Origin of the sequence: Ornithinibacillus sp. 4-3 (genome assembly GCF_040958695.1) — a bacterium.
In the GTDB taxonomy this organism is placed as follows: Bacteria; Bacillota; Bacilli; order Bacillales; family Amphibacillaceae; genus CALAMD01.
The window spans coordinates 927,197-944,254 of the sequence record NZ_CP162599.1 but is presented as its reverse complement, the minus strand read 5'-3'; the positions used below and the strand labels follow the sequence as shown (position 1 = coordinate 944,254).

12 protein-coding genes are annotated in these 17,058 nt (G+C 35.5%); all 12 read right to left on the bottom strand.

What is annotated here, in order from left to right; translation table 11 throughout:
* Nucleotides 1–116: 116 nt before the first annotated feature.
* Nucleotides 117–1,991, bottom strand: a complete 1,875-nt coding sequence (locus tag AB4Y30_RS04660) for a serine hydrolase domain-containing protein (RefSeq protein WP_368654326.1) — start codon at nt 1,989–1,991, stop codon at nt 117–119.
* Nucleotides 1,992–2,269: 278 nt separating this feature from the next.
* Nucleotides 2,270–2,977 carry an ATP-binding cassette domain-containing protein gene (locus tag AB4Y30_RS04655; protein WP_368654325.1) on the bottom strand — a complete coding sequence of 236 codons (708 nt, stop codon included), beginning with the start codon at nt 2,975–2,977 and terminating at the stop codon, nt 2,270–2,272.
* Entirely contained in the window at nt 2,974–3,771 is a 798-nt protein-coding gene (locus AB4Y30_RS04650; RefSeq protein ID WP_368654324.1) for a hypothetical protein, read from the bottom strand. The genes AB4Y30_RS04655 and AB4Y30_RS04650 overlap by 4 nt, the downstream gene beginning before the upstream one ends.
* Complete coding sequence (locus tag AB4Y30_RS04645; protein WP_368654323.1) at nt 3,764–4,315, bottom strand: RNA polymerase sigma factor; 552 nt, start codon at nt 4,313–4,315, stop codon at nt 3,764–3,766. The genes AB4Y30_RS04650 and AB4Y30_RS04645 overlap by 8 nt, the downstream gene beginning before the upstream one ends.
* Nucleotides 4,316–4,329: 14 nt before the next feature.
* Nucleotides 4,330–5,019 (bottom strand): hypothetical protein, encoded by a 690-nt coding sequence (locus AB4Y30_RS04640; RefSeq protein ID WP_368654322.1) that lies wholly within the window; start codon nt 5,017–5,019, stop codon nt 4,330–4,332.
* Entirely contained in the window at nt 5,016–7,193 is a 2,178-nt protein-coding gene (locus tag AB4Y30_RS04635) for a hypothetical protein (RefSeq protein WP_368654321.1), read from the bottom strand. Before AB4Y30_RS04635 ends, AB4Y30_RS04640 begins: the two co-directional genes overlap by 4 nt.
* The gene (locus tag AB4Y30_RS04630; RefSeq protein WP_368654320.1) at nt 7,190–8,065 is read right to left on the bottom strand and encodes an ABC transporter ATP-binding protein; all 876 of its coding nucleotides are present in this window, start codon (nt 8,063–8,065) and stop codon (nt 7,190–7,192) included. The genes AB4Y30_RS04635 and AB4Y30_RS04630 overlap by 4 nt, the downstream gene beginning before the upstream one ends.
* A gap of 113 nt (nt 8,066–8,178) precedes the next feature.
* A complete protein-coding gene (locus AB4Y30_RS04625; protein WP_368654319.1) occupies nt 8,179–9,402 on the bottom strand; it encodes a sensor histidine kinase in 1,224 nt (407 codons plus the stop codon).
* Nucleotides 9,403–9,612: 210 nt separating this feature from the next.
* Complete coding sequence (locus tag AB4Y30_RS04620) at nt 9,613–10,293, bottom strand: response regulator transcription factor (protein ID WP_368654318.1); 681 nt, start codon at nt 10,291–10,293, stop codon at nt 9,613–9,615.
* 216 nt (nt 10,294–10,509) lie between these two features.
* A complete protein-coding gene (locus tag AB4Y30_RS04615; protein ID WP_368654317.1) occupies nt 10,510–12,582 on the bottom strand; it encodes a GDSL-type esterase/lipase family protein in 2,073 nt (690 codons plus the stop codon).
* 133 nt (nt 12,583–12,715) lie between these two features.
* Nucleotides 12,716–13,093, bottom strand: a complete 378-nt coding sequence (locus tag AB4Y30_RS04610; protein ID WP_368654316.1) for a cytochrome-c oxidase — start codon at nt 13,091–13,093, stop codon at nt 12,716–12,718.
* A gap of 440 nt (nt 13,094–13,533) precedes the next feature.
* Nucleotides 13,534–16,746: a MucBP domain-containing protein gene (locus AB4Y30_RS04605; protein WP_368654315.1), complete on the bottom strand. Its 3,213-nt coding sequence runs from the start codon at nt 16,744–16,746 to the stop codon at nt 13,534–13,536.
* Nucleotides 16,747–17,058: the final 312 nt, after the last annotated feature.

Here is a 17,058-nt window from a genome sequence, read left to right as displayed (position 1 = left end):
CGTATTTATTTTAAATGATATGCACTATGCTTTTTAATCCTCTTGAATCATATCATATCTTTATTTGCATTACCGAACGAAAAGTGTAGAACACTCAGTAAGGTTAAGAAATGACCTCAAGCATAGAACTGCCAGACAATTAGCCAAGCAATAAATAGAATACTACTAATTCCTGTGAGTATGTATCCAAACTTTTGTATATTCGTCAGCTGAGTCTTTTTCCAATACAGAAGTATGATTACAAAAGCGAGAAGATTGATCGCTGTTAAACCATAATTCAATATAAAATGAATCAAAAGCTCTGAGTATGCTCGCATTGGCTTTGTTAGCATACGGACAGCTAATACTATTACATTTACTAGCATCGCTGTTCCCGAAAGAAGTAGTAACCTATTCCACTTCATCATAAAGGTTGTTTTCAGTTTTTTCCTCCGTCGACGAATAGCGAATATCGCTAATAAGATAGGTGAAATAAGAAAGTAAGCCACAAACCAAATAAATAATACTAAACTAGCCATAAGAAAAACTTTACTTTTATCCATTGGCAAATAATCAGCGTAGGTGGTCGAAATTTGCTCTACCTTCCCATCTTTCACATGAAAATATAACATATTATGTGGAAGTAAAAGATTTACTCCACTTTCAAATTTATAAGTGTTCGGACTTGTTTGAACATAATTAGCTTTAAATCCTGCTAAATCTATTTCGATTTCATGATCACTAATTGCTGTGATATGTAAAGGATTGAGATAAAAATATAGATTGATAAATCCGCTATAAGTTCGACGTGCTGATAAATAATCCCCCTCCACAATAGATGTCTGGGGAGTATCTGATTGAATAGCTAGATCTCCTTGCCCAACCAATTCAGCTATTAGACCATTTGTCAGATCTGCTTCATCTGCTTGGTTAGTTAAGACAATAATAGCAAAGTTCTCTTCAGGCACAATATGAAAATTACTAGAGAAAGCTACCGTATTTCCCCCATGCACCAATCCTCTATACTTACCATCATATTCCCAAAAGCCATGAGCATTTCCTGCAACCCCCTCATGAGGAGCATAGCTTGTAGAAAGTAATGTTGTTAAAGTTTGATTATCTTGAAACAAGGGAGAGCTTTCCGTATCATTTGGCATTAAAGCCTGTGCAAATTTTGCCAAATCCTCTACTGTTCCATTAATACCTCCGCTCGGATACATGGAAATATAAAAAGGTGCTAATTCCTTAAAATCACCTGAGCCTTCTAACGTATATCCTTTTGTTTTGTTTAAGTGAATCTCTTCTTTTTCTTCCATTGGTAAATGCATTGTTGTATGCTCCATACCAAGTGGTGTAAAAATATGTTCTGCCGCATAATCAGCAAATGATCGCCCTGTAATTTTTTCAATAATAAAAGCTGCTAAGGAGGTCGAATAATTAGAATAAGCAACTACTTCCCCAGGCTTATAAACTTGCTCTGGTTCTGCCAATTTTAATGTCTCTTCTAAAGACATCAGATGGTCTGAGGAATCATAGAGTAAATCAAAAATATTTTCTTCAAACCCAGCCTGATGATGCATTAAATCAAGCATCGTGATAGCTTGATCAAAGTTTAATTTGGTGAGAAATCCCTCCGGTAAATAAGTGCGAATATCAGCTTGTAAATCAAGCTTCTCTTCCTCCACTAACTGCATTGCCGATACCCAGACAAATAGTTTTGCTACTGATCCCCATTCGAGTACAGAGGTACTAGGATCCATTGGAATTTGCTCTTCTATATCTGCATACCCGTAACCTTTGGAAAAAATAATTCTTCCATCTTTCACTGCAATAATTGTAGCACCTGCTACTGTTTTACCAACATATTCATCCACATACGTATCTACAAATGCCTCTAACTCTGTAAGTGGGATATCTGATGGAGTTGCATCTTCTGCCACAACATCGGCAGTGAAGAAGCTAAAAAATAAACCAAGTAGAAAAACAAATAAAGCCCCTATTCTTTTAATCATCTATTTCTCCTTTCTAGAAAAAATTCTATTTTAGATGATATTTTCAACACTTACCATCTGATAACCTCTTCTCATATCAACAAATTTCTTACTAAAACTAAATTCTATCTTAAGAATGATAAGAAAACAAAAATCATACTCCTAATTTTCAAAACATATAAAAATAGACAAGAAATATATTAAACTAAAATTTCTTGTCCAGGCTTTTCAATTACTTTCCAAAGCTTCTATTCTTTTTTTAATACTAATTTCTTTTGGTTATCTTCCATTTATCGATTTCACTCTATCCACATCTTCACCTGCTGACGCGACTCTTTCTCTAGATTAGTAAATAATCGAATCTTTCCTCTATCTAAATAGAGCACATCCCCTTCCTGCATTTCCTCAACAATATTGGTGCTAATCAGGATAATGCTATGGAAAGCGGATCTACGCAGAACACGGTCGAAATAATATCTTTCCATTTGATCTAATCCTTCAAACGGTTCATCTAAAATACAAATGCTTGGTTGGTTAATTAGTGCTTGAATCAATCCGACCTTTTTTAACTGCCCGCCTGATAAGGTAAATAAAGCTTTTCTACGAATCGTGTATAAGTTTGTTTTTTCTAACCATTCGCGTACTATTTTCTTTACATACTGTCGTGGAATCCCTTTATGTGCTGCCATATATCGTAGATACCGTTCAATGGATAGCTCCCCATAACCTGTAAATTCCTGAGGCATATAGCCAATCGTTCTTCTTATGTCCTCTATCGTCAATCTTTTACGTTGTAGGATTGTTTGTTGATTCTCTACTAACTCTGTATACTCAATCGTTCCTTCTGTTGGCTGAAGCGCAGTCGCACACAGCTTTAATAAAGTGCTTTTTCCTGAGCCATTTTTACCAATAATATAGGTGATACCTGTATTGATCCTACATGATAGCTGATCTAATATGCGTTCTCCTGTTATATCATAAGTTACATTGTTTAATGCTAATCTCATTGTCCAGCCTTCTCTCGTTTAAGAACAATCGACCAGAGTAATAAAATTGATAGGAGTAAAAGGAATACATTTGCAAGCATAAACCAATCACTCTCTGGTAAGCGAAATAATGAGAATGACTTTACTTGACCATCTAACAAAATTTGCATGAACCAAAGAAAGCTTGTGATGATTGTTCCAGCACTTCCTCCTAGCCAAAATGTGCTAGCAAAGCCAACCGATCCAAAGAAAAATAATGGAGTAAACGTACCGAAAATATACGCCATTGTGCTTGCTGACCCTAATAAGAAAAAGGTCAATGGCAAAGCAAGAATAAGCTGCACACCCATTACAATAACAAAGCGAGCAAACATTTGTTGAATAAGCGGATAATAGCTCAGCTCTTCAAGCGTAGCATTTCCTTCATTTCTTGGTCGAAATGCATAAGCAATCAAAATAATCATTAAGAAGCTCATTCCCTTTAACCATAGCGAAAAGCCTGATTCTCCTGGATCATTACCATATACAGAAATGGTTAGTATAAGCATTAGAATTGCTGTTAAAATCCAGCTACGCATTCCATAAAATGTCCATTGTGAGGCTAGTAAATCAAACATTTGTTCGAGTCGTGTACGGGATTTCTGTAATTGTTCAAGTTCCGCTCGCATATCTTGCGGTTGTTCTTCAACCGCTTGGTTTCTTATATTATCTAATAACATAAATGTCTGCTCTCGAGTAGGCTCTGGAGTGGTAAAACGTTCCATACGACTCGCCCATTTCTTTTCAAGCTTGTGTAATTCCTTATCCTCACTCATATTTTCTCTCCTCCTTCCCCTCATTCTCCTGCAAAATTTTCTCTAGCTGATTTAACCCTCGTGAAATACGAGTCTTAACTGTATTTAAAGGAATCTCCAATGTCATAGCAATTTCCTCATATTTTAAATCCTGATAAAAACGTAAATAGAGTGCTGTTCGATAATCAAGCGAAAGATGATTCAATGATTCCATCATCCATTTTCTTTCTATCTGATGATCGATAATATGGTATACCTGACTTGGATTATCATATATATCCTCTGCTACAAATTCCCTTTTCGTTGATGCTTTTTTCCAATAATCTTTACAGCGATTCGTGGCAATTTTATACATCCAAGGTTTAAATTGCTCCGGTATAAATCCCCTTTTCCCTTCCTGATAAATTTTCAAAAAGGTCTCCTGCACTAGATCCTCCGCTTGCTTTTCATCATGTAATAAGCGGTAGAGGTAGCCGAAAAGAGGCTTATGATAACGGAAAACAAGGGAATCAAATGCTGATTCATTTCCACTTGCCAATTCTGTCATATATTGTTCATCTAACATTTTCTTCCCCCTTCCTATACCGGCTTTCTCTGAAATTTGATAAGCGCTAAAATGACTAGAATGATGCCGATTCCAATATAGATGAGCCGATTATAGTAATAGAAATCATTATCTACAAAACTATAGCCAGTCTCTCCCTCTAAAAAGTAGATAACACTGCCATACTTTAGCATAATCATTTGAAAAGCTTGCCCTAATAATGGTGCACCAATTAAGCTCTGCAAATAAAGAAAAATACCGCCAAGCAAAGCACCAAGCGAACGTTTACTGATCACCAGCCCAATAAGCATTACTGCCCCATAGAAAAAATAAAGTGGTAGTGTATAAAGTAACGCCTTCCATACAATAGAACCTAGAATTGGTGTAAGCACCCACGTAATAGCACCTAGCAAAGCGAAAAATAACATATATGCAAATAAAAAACGTTCCAGTAAAAATTTATATCTGGCGATGGGATAGGTCACTACCTGCGTAAAAAAGCCAGAATCAAATTCAATTGAAAAATACCATTGCAGGATAAGCACAAGCCATACCGGTGCTAATAATTCAAAAATTAAACTTAATAATCTCTCCGTCTCTTCATAATAAAAATCATAATAAAGAATCATTGCTACCATAGGGATAGATACTAGTAAGACAATCCCATAAATTGAGCTTAACCATTTTTTGAAAAAGAGCTGACAGCGAAAAATTAATCCTGTCATTTCTTCATCTCCTTTTCAAATGATTCGGCAAGCTTCTCGATATTAAATTCACTTCTATTTGTTAATTCATTGCTAGCATCATATAAATAACGGGTAAACGCAAGTAAGTATTCATCACCTTGTTTTTCCATTTCTTTAATTATTTCCATCTTTTGGTCATACTCTTTTTCCCAGTTTCCTTCGGGTTTATATTTTGTAAAGGATTCTTGCTTCATTTGATAATAAATACTCCATTCAAATAATTCATTTAAAATAGTTCGATCATAGAAATCTACTTCATCTGTACTACCTCCGTCACGAAATGTATTAGGATGAGGGATACCAGATTGAAGCACTTGTCTATATACAGCATTTGCAACATGATTCTCTAACGCTTCTCCATATACCATATCTTCATTCAATAAATATAAATTCTCTGTATGATTTATTTGGTCATAATATTGATTACTTGGCAATACGAAAATCGCTTCTGGCATTAAATCTAAATCAAACCATTCCCTCAGTCCTGTCCACGCTTGATGATATTTATTGATGATTTCAGGTAGTCTTTCCTGCAATTGTGGATGACTAATCACACGGATACCTGCTACTTCTTGCTCCACCATATTTCCGCCAATCAATTCTAAACCATGTTTTGTTTTCCCAGTAAAATTGCCATTTTCAGCCTTAGGAATCGACATTCTTAAGGGTACTTCCACACCCGCACTTTGAAGCGATACATTAAATTGTGTAGGGAAATCTTCTACTTGTCTTGTATTTCGCATTCTAAATTTTACATACAGCTGTTCATCTTCCATTACTTGAAATAAGGCACGCTTGCCTATTAATGGATACCAGCCAGCAGATTTAGGTAGAAATACACGTTGCTTATCAATAAATGCTGACTCACCATTTCCTTCATCAAAGTATTGTAAAATCTTTCCACCATAGGTAAGCTTCATTTCAAATTCTTCATTTGGCTGAATTGGTTCCGTCAGTTGAAGTGTTATAAAATCCCCATCTATTAAACAACTTAACTCTCGCTCACTACTACACTCTGTTACCTCAAGCTGATGATTTAACGTAAGGAATACTTCATTAGTCGCTTCCTTACCATTATTTTTTATTGTCAATTGATTTGTTGCCTCTAACTGATGTCCCTCTTTTAATAAGACATCTAAATCAGATGTTTCAATAGAAAAATCATATGGCTCATCATCCTGCATTTCATCATAATACTGATAAATATAATCGTAATATTCCTCTTCCGATTTTCCCTCATAATCCAAAAGGAATGTTTCTAGATAATAATTTCCTGTTTCTACATATTGATTAAATGCTTGATTATAGTCTGTAAAACGAATAAAACTAATAAAAAAAGCCACTGCCATTGTTATAGCTAAAAGAGCAAGCAAGACTTGCTTTTCCCCTTTACTACGACGGTTTCTTTTAAAAATAAATAACATAAAAGCAAAAATCAATATTGCTATAACATATACAGCTACCTGATGAATCAGTGTATCGTCAAATACACGTTCAATTCCCCATATCCCTTCATACGGCGTTTCCACAAACATAAAATCAAAAGGTGTCAGCAAATGGAAACGCGGATTATCATATTCCAACGACATTCCTGTGTTATCAAATGGTAAAAATACAGACACAATAATCAATACAGGAATAGCTAAATAACTAAATATATTTGGAATAAGTACTGCACATAGAAAGCCAAATGAAACAATAATGAAAAGTGCTCCACCCATTTGTACAAATGTATAAATGGATTGCTTCAACACTTCAGTCGCATTCATTGATGCCGTAAAAAACCAAATCACTTGAATTATTACTGTGAAAAATGTGATGACTAGCCCATATATTTGCACGATCAACCATTTACTCGTAAGCCATTGCCAGTTTCTTACTTGATAGGTCATTGCTAGCTGTTCAAATTTTGAATTACGATCCCGATTTACGATATAAACAGCTAGGATTCCAACAATAAATAAATTAAATAAAAGGATAAAAATAAAATATTGATAAAATTGATTTTCAACTGTTATCCCAGCACCAAATTGAAATTTCCCATATATTACATAAGCCCAAATCACAAAATTAATTAAAATTGGAATCGCTAAAAATTTATTACGAATCAACAGCAACCATTCATATTTAAAATTATTTTTAAGCTGCTTCATGCGATCACCCCATTAATCAACGCCATATAGCCATCTTCTAATGTTGGTTTTACATATTGAGCTGGGTGTTCTGGTTCATCCTTCGACAGAATATGAAATACCATTTGTTCCTGCTCACGTCTACTTGAAAGTACGATGTATGCTTGTTCCACTTCATCATATTGAGAAATTGGCACGGTTATTTCCCAAACTACCCCTTCCGCTAAAGAAGCAAGCTTATCCGTCTCTCCTTGATAGAGCAGTTCTCCCTTATTAATGACTCCCACACGCTCACAGCTTGTTTCAATATCGCTTAGAATATGAGTAGATAAGATAATCGTATATTCCTTCCCTAATCGTTCGATAACATTACGGAAACGTATTCGCTCAGATGGATCAAGTCCTGCTGTTGGCTCATCTAGAATGATTAGTTCTGGACTGCCAATTAATGCTTGAGCAATCCCTAAGCGACGTTTCATCCCACCTGAATAACCCTTTATTCTTTTCCTTGCATGCTCTGTTAAATTCACCTGTTCTAACAAGCGCTGTACCTCTATTGCTCGTTTCTGGCGATTATTCATTCCTTTCATGGATGCAACATAATGCAGGAATTCTTCCCCGGTAAATTGTCCCGGTGCTTGGAAATGCTGTGGTAAATAACCTAATAGCTCGCGTACCTTATGACTATCCTTTTTTAAATCATAGTCGTATACAGATACCTGCCCCTCATCCCAGGTTAAAATCGTACTGATAATATTCATCAATGTTGATTTTCCTGCTCCATTTGGCCCTAATAATCCAAATAAACCAGGTTCAATTTGCAAATGGATATCCTTTAAAGCTTGAAACTTTTTATAGGATTTATTTAATCCCTTTATGTAAATTGTACTCATTTTCTTCTCCCCTCATTTCCACTTCATTCATTACACGAGGAAGCCTTTTAAATTGTTTCAGCTTTATTGAAAAATAAATTATACAAAATTCTTACACATATAAAAACAGAACCTTAAATAAATTCTAGGTTCCGTTTTTCCTGTCCTTCTATTGCAAGTGGCAATGTAAATCGAAAACTTGTACCAACATCTAGTTCACTTTCAACAACGACTGTGCCATTCATGCGCTGAACAAGCTGTTTCACATTACTTAATCCAAGTCCCGATCCATGTTTACTTTTTTTATAAAAACGCTCAAACACATGTGGGAGATCTTTTGGTTGAATACCTGCCCCATCATCAGAAACAGTAATTTGAAGTTCATCTTTATGTAATCTTCCTTCTATTTTGATAGAAGTTCTCGCATATGTTAAAGCATTCGTCAGTAAATTATCCAATATTTGTAAGACTCTCATTTTATCAGCTATACAGATTGCATTCACTGTGTTCACTTCCAGGGTGATCCCTTTTTCCTTTGCATGATCTGTATACAATACCTTAATTTCTTTCATTATTCTCATAATATGGATATTTTCCAACTCAAATGTATAATTTTTATCGCTTATTTGTGATAATGTAAATAAATCCAGAGTGAGCTTTTCCATCTGTGATAGGCGCACTAATGAATTAGAAATATATTTTTTATTTGTTTCATCTATGCTTGGATCACTCTGCAAAAGCCCTATATAACCGCCAACAACAGAGATAGGCGTGCGCAAATCATGTGAAATACTCGAAATAAGGTGAATGGTTTCCTTTTCCTTCTGAATAAGGTCAGCTGTCCGTTCGATAACTTTCCTTTCCAGTGTCACATTCGCTCGTTCTACTTCAACAATTGCATTATTATAATGAATTGCTAGAATTATCGCTTGTAACGCCATCATTATAAATGCAAGGAATATCGTATTACCATGGAATTCCATGTCGATAAACTGCATAATTGTTGCAATACAAATTACAAAATAACAAATTACATTAATCATTCGAATGTTTTTGCGAAAACGTTTGATCACTTTTATAATTTCATATGAAAAATAAATTTGAACGATTGCATTGAACAACTCAATTAACCATATCATGCCTACTGTATAAGTAATCGAAAATGGCATAAAGAAACAAGCAAGTAGCAATAAATTGGAGGCAATCTTAAACCTCTTTTCAAATATAGGCTTATCTATTTCTAACGTATGCATTGTATATAAAGTAATATGTAAAGCCATCCGATTCGTAGCTATTGCAGCAATGATAATAATATAATGATCACTTAGAAAGTCTGATGAAAACAGATTGAATGTCATAACATGGCTGCTATACCATATGACATAAAACACACATAGCATTCCAAAATAATAATGTACATTAAGTCTCCTACGCACTAGGTAGACTACTATATTAAAAAGCCCAACGAAAAATATACCCCCAAGCAATAAAAGGCTAAATGTCCACTGGGACCAATCTTCTAACGGTATATGCATTGTCTTACCACCAATTCCATTATTTTGCTTTCCCTACTCTTCATATTGAAAGCAATAACCTATCATACGAATCGTTTTAATATTAATGGAGGAATTTTCATCTAAGATAATCTTTTTACGCAATGTAGAAATATGTACTTGCAATGTTCTCATACTCGATTCATTAATTGCAGGTTGTCCCCATACTTGTTCATACAAATCAACAGCACGCACTGTCGTTCCTTGATTTCTGACAAGGATAACTAATAATTGCATTTCTTTTTGCGTAAGTAGTATTTCTTTTTCATATAAAAAAACACGATAGGACTCTACCTCTATTTTCAATGGTGGAAATTCATATGTCTTCTTCTCATACATTTGCATACGTCGTAAATTGGCATAGATTCTTGCCGATAATTCTGCAAGCTTGTATGGTTTAGTTATATAATCATCACCACCAATTTTCAATGCCTCTATTTTCTTAGCTTCTTCTAGTAAGCTTGATAAAAAGATGATCGGAGCAATCGTAAGATCTCGTATTTTACGACAAAAATCAATTCCTGATCCATCTGCAAGCATAATATCAAGAACAATCAAATCTGGATTTTCCAATTCTATGATTGCATGTGCCTGCTGCAATGTTTCTGCTAATAAACATTCATATCCTTCTCGTTCAAGATAAATAGAGTTAATGTTCAATATATCTTGATCATCATCGACTAGTAAAATACGCATGGTTTATTCAAGTTCTCCTTTCCTATGTTATATTAACGAAATATTCTTATTATTCAACTTAATTATATATTACATTTCGTTCTTTGCATAGATTTAGTGTAGATTAAGAAGTTTGTACCTATCTAAAGAAAAGAATGTTATTAATTTAACAATTTGTATACATGTAGAAAAAGCCTAAACATATTCTAATGTAAAAGAATATAGTTAGGCCTGTACTTACTTCATCATTGCGCTTTTTCTACGGATAAATTCAATACTTCCACCCATTAAAACTAGTAGAATCCCTATGATTAACCAATTATATTGATTTGTTGCTGTTTCTGGTAGCTTCTGAGATTCCTTTTCTGCTTTTACTTCTTCATCTGTTATAATTTTATCATTATTTTCTTTTTCTTCCTTATCTGCTGTACCTTGATCATCATTTATTGGTTTTTCCTTAGTAGAAGATTCTTGCTTGCTAGGTGGCTCAGTTGTTTTTTCTGACGTAAATACACCATACATAGAGAAATGTGATACTGTCGCAGTCAGTTTTCCTTCTTCTAGTTTACCGCCAATTAACTCCCATACTTGATCTTCTGTTTGATAATGATAAATAGAAGATCCTTCATGTTCACCTGTTACACCTAATGTTAAAACAAATTCGCCCTTATAGTCCTCATCCCCCACTGGATAAGTGAAAATAAAATCAAAAGCTTCTCCAGATTGTGTTAGACCTTTCTGTATATCTACTTGCGCAAGCATAATCTGTAGCATCGTACCACTTGGTAAATCTTCCGGTAATTGGATAGTTGCCTGTGTATCTTTGATCGTAACTAATGTACCTGCAAATACCTCCACAGGTGAATTACCTAGAACGATTTCTACTGATTCTGGCTGTTTAGCTGATTCTCTAGGTTCTTCCTCAGGTTCATTCGGCTCTTTTGGCTCTTCAGGCGTAGGATCTGGCTTAGAAATTTCTGGGAATGATTCATTTATTTTACTCATAAATGCGTCAGCAATCTCGCGATATCCTGCTTCATTTGGATGAATATCTCCTGGATTAGGAAGATAAGCTTCATGCTTTCCATCAAATGCTTCAAAAGTAGGGATATAGATTGCTCCTGTTGCATCTGCCACTGCTTTATTCGCATCATTTAAAGCAATTAATAATGGTACTATGAATTGTTGTATCTCTGCTGATAAATAAGGCAAAGCATTATAATATTCTAATACATACACCTGTACCTCCGGATTTACTTCCTTAATAGCAGCAATGATTTGAGCTGTATTTTTCCCTGCCTCTGTTATCTTATTTGGCAGGTTTGCTAGCATTTGTTGTACTTCTTGTGCATTTACTACTAATCTATCAATCTCTGCTATACGCTCATCAAATTCATCTAATTTAATTAATGCATCATCAATCATAATTTTTGCTGTATCTACGTTTTCTTTAATATCTAAGCTTAAATTGTTAACTGTTTCTACAGCCTCTACAATTTCAACAGGAACAGTAATAGGTAACTTGTCTATTTCTAGATTAATCGTTGTGATTGCATTATTTATTTTGTTTATACCCTCTGATATAGAACCAAGCTCATTGGATATCGTCCCTAATGTCTCTCTAGAACTTTCTTCACCCATTACAAAACTATCTTTTGCTTCTTGGATGTTAGTAAGCTTTAATATCACATGATCTAAATCATTTCGAATTGAAGTAAGTGCTTCTTTTATATCATCTGATAAAAATGTTTCATATGGTTTTACAGCTTCTTCTAGTGTTTCCATTGTTATATGTAAAGTAGCTATCTTTCCAGCAGCTCCAACTATTGATTCTTCAGCCATATCTATAGCTGTCTCGATATCTGTATCAATTTCAATTTTAACAGTATTTTTCATTTCAGATACAGCTTTTGGATTCAAATAATTTTTATCAAATAAAGCAATTTTTGACATATCTAATGCTCTTAATAAATCATTTGCACCAGCACTAATTGTTACAATATCTGCGTTCATTAGCTCTTGAGCATTCAGTTGTGCAACCACCTCTGTCGAAGTTGCTCCAGGCACTCCCTTGTTAGAAAAATTCACCTCATATCCATTTGCTTCTAAATCCTTTACAATGTTACCTGCATAGCCAATACCAAGGGTTTTATCAGATAATTGTCCAGCAGCTAATGAATCTCCTAATGAAACATAATTAACTTTTTCCTTCTCCACCCCAGCTGCTATTACTGATGTAATTGGTGTTAATACAAGTAAACATACTAATGTAATTAACCATACTTGTGATTTCATCATAACCTTCTGCAAATATATTCATCCTTCCTTTTTTTACTTCATTTTCTCATCAACGAAATTATGCTAAACTTACCATGATTCACCCTATTGAAATGAAACCTTAAATATATTTAAGATTTCATTTGTTCTAAACGAAAAGCGAGTTCTATGAAGCATCAACTGATTTAATATTTTTTAATATATTAAAAGCAAAGACTAAAACAGCTAAAACAACGGTTACCCCACCTACTGGAATTAAGATCAAAAATTGATCATACCCGCTAATTGCCATGAATAATCCGATCATCATCAAAGGCAGACCTATATTATGCATCCAAAAATGAATTTTACCAGCCAGGCTATTTCCAGCTTTCGGAAACATTAAATATAAAATTCCTGCTAGGGTTAAAGCAGTCCACCCTAGCAAATTCACATGTGCATGCACACCAGTGTAGCTGTAATTTTGTGCCATAGACATATAAAGCCCGAGTAATGCTCCTAATGCAAAATAAACAACTGAAATCTTAATTAATTTTACTCCCATTTATCTCTATTCCCCCTTTATAAATAATTCATATCCTCTTATCAAATCAATTTGAAGTTAATTTCCTCCAATTCGTTACAAAACCTCATTTTAAGAAGATTTTTCATAATGCTATCAGAGAATTATTTATTTGAATATTGAGGAATGTTAGCAATTGGCTATTTTTCTAGATAATTTTTTTATTTCCTGGGAAAGTGAAAAAATTACAAAAAATAACAGTCAAAAAATGTTGAGAGCTAACATTTTTGACTGTTATAAACCATAATCACAGATTTTCTACTAATTTATGATTCTACTTTCGTTTGATCTAGTCTTGTTCACGTCGATATCTATATGTTGACAAGCAGAGATAGTAAGGAAAACCTAATCGCTCCTTCTATTCTAGCGGAAGAATACAGGGTACGTTTAGGTTTATGAACACGTTCTGTTATGTCTTTACTCTATTGATGATCTTCCTTATACTTCCTTTTTCGACGAATCAACCATATGCTGCTTCCTGTTATCATCAATACGATCCCAGCAATCAGCCAGTTATATTGATTGGTTGCAGTTGCTGGCAAAATAGTGGCCTCTTCCTCTGCTGGTTTTTCCTCTTTTGGTTCTTTTGCTGGTTTCTTTCCTTCTGTTTCTTGCCCTTTCGGCTCTTGCTTTGGTTCCTTCTCTTCTGGCTCTTCCTTCACTGGCGGTTCTGTTTCTAGCACTTCTTCCATAAACACACCATACATCGAGAAATCGGATACCGTTGCGGTGATGGTATTTCCACTTAAGGTTCCACCAATCCGCTGCCATGCTTCTTGATAATGGTATAGGGCTGCTTGGTCACCTGCTTCATCCACACCCATTGTCAGGATAAATGTTCCACTGTAATCCCCCTGTTCTTCTGGGAAAGTAAAGAGAAAGTCGTATACTTCTCCAGCCTGCTTCAAGTCTTTCTGTTCTTTCACTTCGGCAGTGAGCACTTGTAATAACGTGCCTGCTGGTAAATCATTCGGTAATTGGATGATAGTTTGGGTATCTTTCACCGTGACCGTGATTCCCGGAAATACCTCTACTGGTGGTTCATCCAGAATAATTTCGATTAATTCTGGGATTTCAGTTTCTTTTGGTTCCTCTCGTTTTTCTAACGTATACACATACGTTACTGTTTGCATTTCTTCGGTAAATGTACCTGTTGCATTTTCTGGGATTTCGATCAATTGATAGCCTTTAATTGCTTTCGCTTCTGTTGTATATGCTTCGCCTACTACGCCTATTCTCGTTTCTCTGCTTACAAGTGATTGACCCTCTTCATTCACATACTCTATCATAATGGTTCCTTCCAAAGGCACTTCTACTTTCTTTGGAGCATACACATACGTTACTGTTTGTGCTTCTTCTGTAAATGTACCAGAAGCGTTGTCCGGTGTTTGCACAACATCATAGCCTCCTAGCTCGATTGCTTCTGTTTGATAGGATTCACCCATATTTCCTTTTAATACTACGGATGGAATGAGCTCCTCTCCTGCTTCATCCACATATTTCACGGTCACTGGTGCTCCCAGTATCGGCTCTTCTTCCTCTAAAGCATAAACATAGGTTACTGTTTGCGGTTCTTCGGTAAATTCGCCAGTCGCATTACCTTGCGTTTCTACTAATTCATAGCCCTCAATTATTTTTGGTTCCGTTTCATAGGCTTCTCCTACTACTCCTGTTTGTGTTTCTCTATTTGCAATGGACTGCCCCGTTTCATCAACATATTCAATGATGACTGTTCCTTCTACGTCACTTTCTACTGAAGTATAAATGTAAATCACGGTCTGTGCTTCACTTGTAAATTCACCAGTTGCATTGTCTGGTGTTTTCAAGACTTCATAGCCACCTATCTCGATTGCTTCTGTTTGATAGGATTCGCCTAACTTTCCAGTTAATTCTTCGGAAGGAATCAGTTCCTCCCCTGCTTCATCCATATATTTTACGATTACTGGTGCTCCCAATGTTGGCTCTTCTTCCATTAGCGCATAGACGTAGACCACGATTTGCGGTTCTTCAGTAAATTCGCCAGTCGCATTGTCCGGGGTGTCGATTAACTGATACCCCTCAATTGCTTTCGGCTCTGTTTGATAAACCTCTCCCACTATGCCTGTTTGCGTCTCTCTACCGGCAATAGATTCACCAGCTTCATTGACATAGTCGATGATGATTGTTCCTTCTACATCACTTTCTATTGGTGTATAGACGTAAATAACAGTTTGTGCTTCATCGGTAAATTCACCAGTTGCATTGTCTGGATTCTGTAATAATTCATAGCCTGCAATTTCAGACGGATGGGTTTGATAGGAATCTCCGATGTTCCCAATAAGCTCTTCTGGTGGAAGAAGCTCAGTTCCCTCTTCATCGACATGTTCTACTATCACTGGTTCACCTAGAATTGACTCTTCTTCCTCCAATGCATACACATACGTCACTGTCTGCGCTTCTTCTGTAAATTCACCACTTGCATTGTCTGGCATTTCTACTAGCTCATAGCCTTCGATTTCTTTCGCTTCCGTTTGGTAGACTTCTCCTATCTTCCCAGTGAGCGTTTCCACTTTAGTAAGCTGATTTCCTCCCTCATCTACATACTCTACAGTTATCGGCGCGGCTACTACTGATTTTTCTTTCGTGGTAACCTCCTTAGCTACTTTGAGAGAAGCATTATCAGAAAAATCAACGGCTGTAAGCTCATAAAGATAAGTAGTTCCTGCTTGCAATTCTTCATCTGTATAGCTTGTTGATCCCCCATCAAGAAGCGCAATTTCTTCTCCATCTCTTAAGAGTATATAATTTTTAATTCCTCCCAAATCATGTGCAGAGAAGGTAAATGCTACACGATCTGTTGTTACGCTTGTTGCTTTGAAAATAACATCGGTTGGCGGTGTTGCATCTGTTACATGGATTGTGCGTGTTATGCTAACAGTATTATTTGAACTATCTGCCACGCTGTATGTTATCTGATATGTTCCTATCCGATTAGTATCGACATCTCCTGTGATCTCAATACGATTACTCACATCTCCATCATAATTATCTAAAGCTTGAGCACCTGCTTCCTGGTATTCATCACCAAGCTCGATGATTATTTCTTCTTCTCCATTTAATGTAATTTCTGGAGCGATAGTATCTACAACCTCTATGGTACGAATCGCTGTAGCTTGGTTACCGGAGCTGTCTTCCACTTTATAAACTACTTGATAGATTCCTAGTTTCGATGTATCGATATTATCAGTAATTTTGATTTGGTCACTTATATCACCATCTACATTATCTTCAGCAGTTGCTCCAGCCTCTTCATAAGCTGTTCCTACCTCTAGAACAAGCGGATTTCCACCTTTTAAAGTTATGATAGGCTGATCTTTATCAATGACATATACCGTTCTAGTTTTGGTTACTTTGTTTCCTGCTTGATCCTGGACGGGGTAGGTTAACTTTTGTTCACCTATTTGATTCGTATCTATTTCTCCTGTCACGATTACTTCCAAGTCATCCGTAAAGTTATCTTCTGCTTGATAACCAGGCTCTTCAAAAACTTCTCCATAAAATACAGACATTGGATTTTCACCAAGTAAGGTCAATGTTGGAGTAGTGTGGTCGATTCTTACTACAGCTTCTACTACTTCACTAACATTTTTCTTCAAACGCTGGAAAATCAAATACAATGAACCGACTAATAACATACAAAATATAGGAGGATATCATATACAGAAAACTAGTTCGAAAGCGATATATCAATGCTATTTCAGAAATCAAAAAATATAAATAAATGGAAGAAATAAAGGAGGAATCAAAACAGGTTATCAGAAAACCTATAGCCAATTGCACCCACAATAAAAGCAAATTGATACGAGGATAGTGATCTACATCAAAATATATCAGACGATATAAACCAAATAAGATAAATAGAATACTTCCTCCTACTATCGTTATTGAAGCTCCATTTTCATAAATCA

What these genes read in the sequence shown, in the direction of transcription:
- AB4Y30_RS04660 (WP_368654326.1), bottom strand. Translation starts at nt 1,991, where the DNA reads ATGATTAAAAGAATAGGGGCTTTATTTGTTTTTCTACTTGGTTTATTT.
- AB4Y30_RS04640 (WP_368654322.1), bottom strand. Translation starts at nt 5,019, where the DNA reads ATGACAGGATTAATTTTTCGCTGTCAGCTCTTTTTCAAAAAATGGTTA.
- AB4Y30_RS04625 (WP_368654319.1), bottom strand. Translation starts at nt 9,402, where the DNA reads ATGACATTCAATCTGTTTTCATCAGACTTTCTAAGTGATCATTATATT.
- AB4Y30_RS04630 (WP_368654320.1), bottom strand. Translation starts at nt 8,065, where the DNA reads ATGAGTACAATTTACATAAAGGGATTAAATAAATCCTATAAAAAGTTT.
- AB4Y30_RS04635 (WP_368654321.1), bottom strand. Translation starts at nt 7,193, where the DNA reads ATGAAGCAGCTTAAAAATAATTTTAAATATGAATGGTTGCTGTTGATT.
- AB4Y30_RS04650 (WP_368654324.1), bottom strand. Translation starts at nt 3,771, where the DNA reads ATGAGTGAGGATAAGGAATTACACAAGCTTGAAAAGAAATGGGCGAGT.
- AB4Y30_RS04655 (WP_368654325.1), bottom strand. Translation starts at nt 2,977, where the DNA reads ATGAGATTAGCATTAAACAATGTAACTTATGATATAACAGGAGAACGC.
- AB4Y30_RS04620 (WP_368654318.1), bottom strand. Translation starts at nt 10,293, where the DNA reads ATGCGTATTTTACTAGTCGATGATGATCAAGATATATTGAACATTAAC.
- AB4Y30_RS04610 (WP_368654316.1), bottom strand. Translation starts at nt 13,093, where the DNA reads ATGGGAGTAAAATTAATTAAGATTTCAGTTGTTTATTTTGCATTAGGA.
- AB4Y30_RS04645 (WP_368654323.1), bottom strand. Translation starts at nt 4,315, where the DNA reads ATGTTAGATGAACAATATATGACAGAATTGGCAAGTGGAAATGAATCA.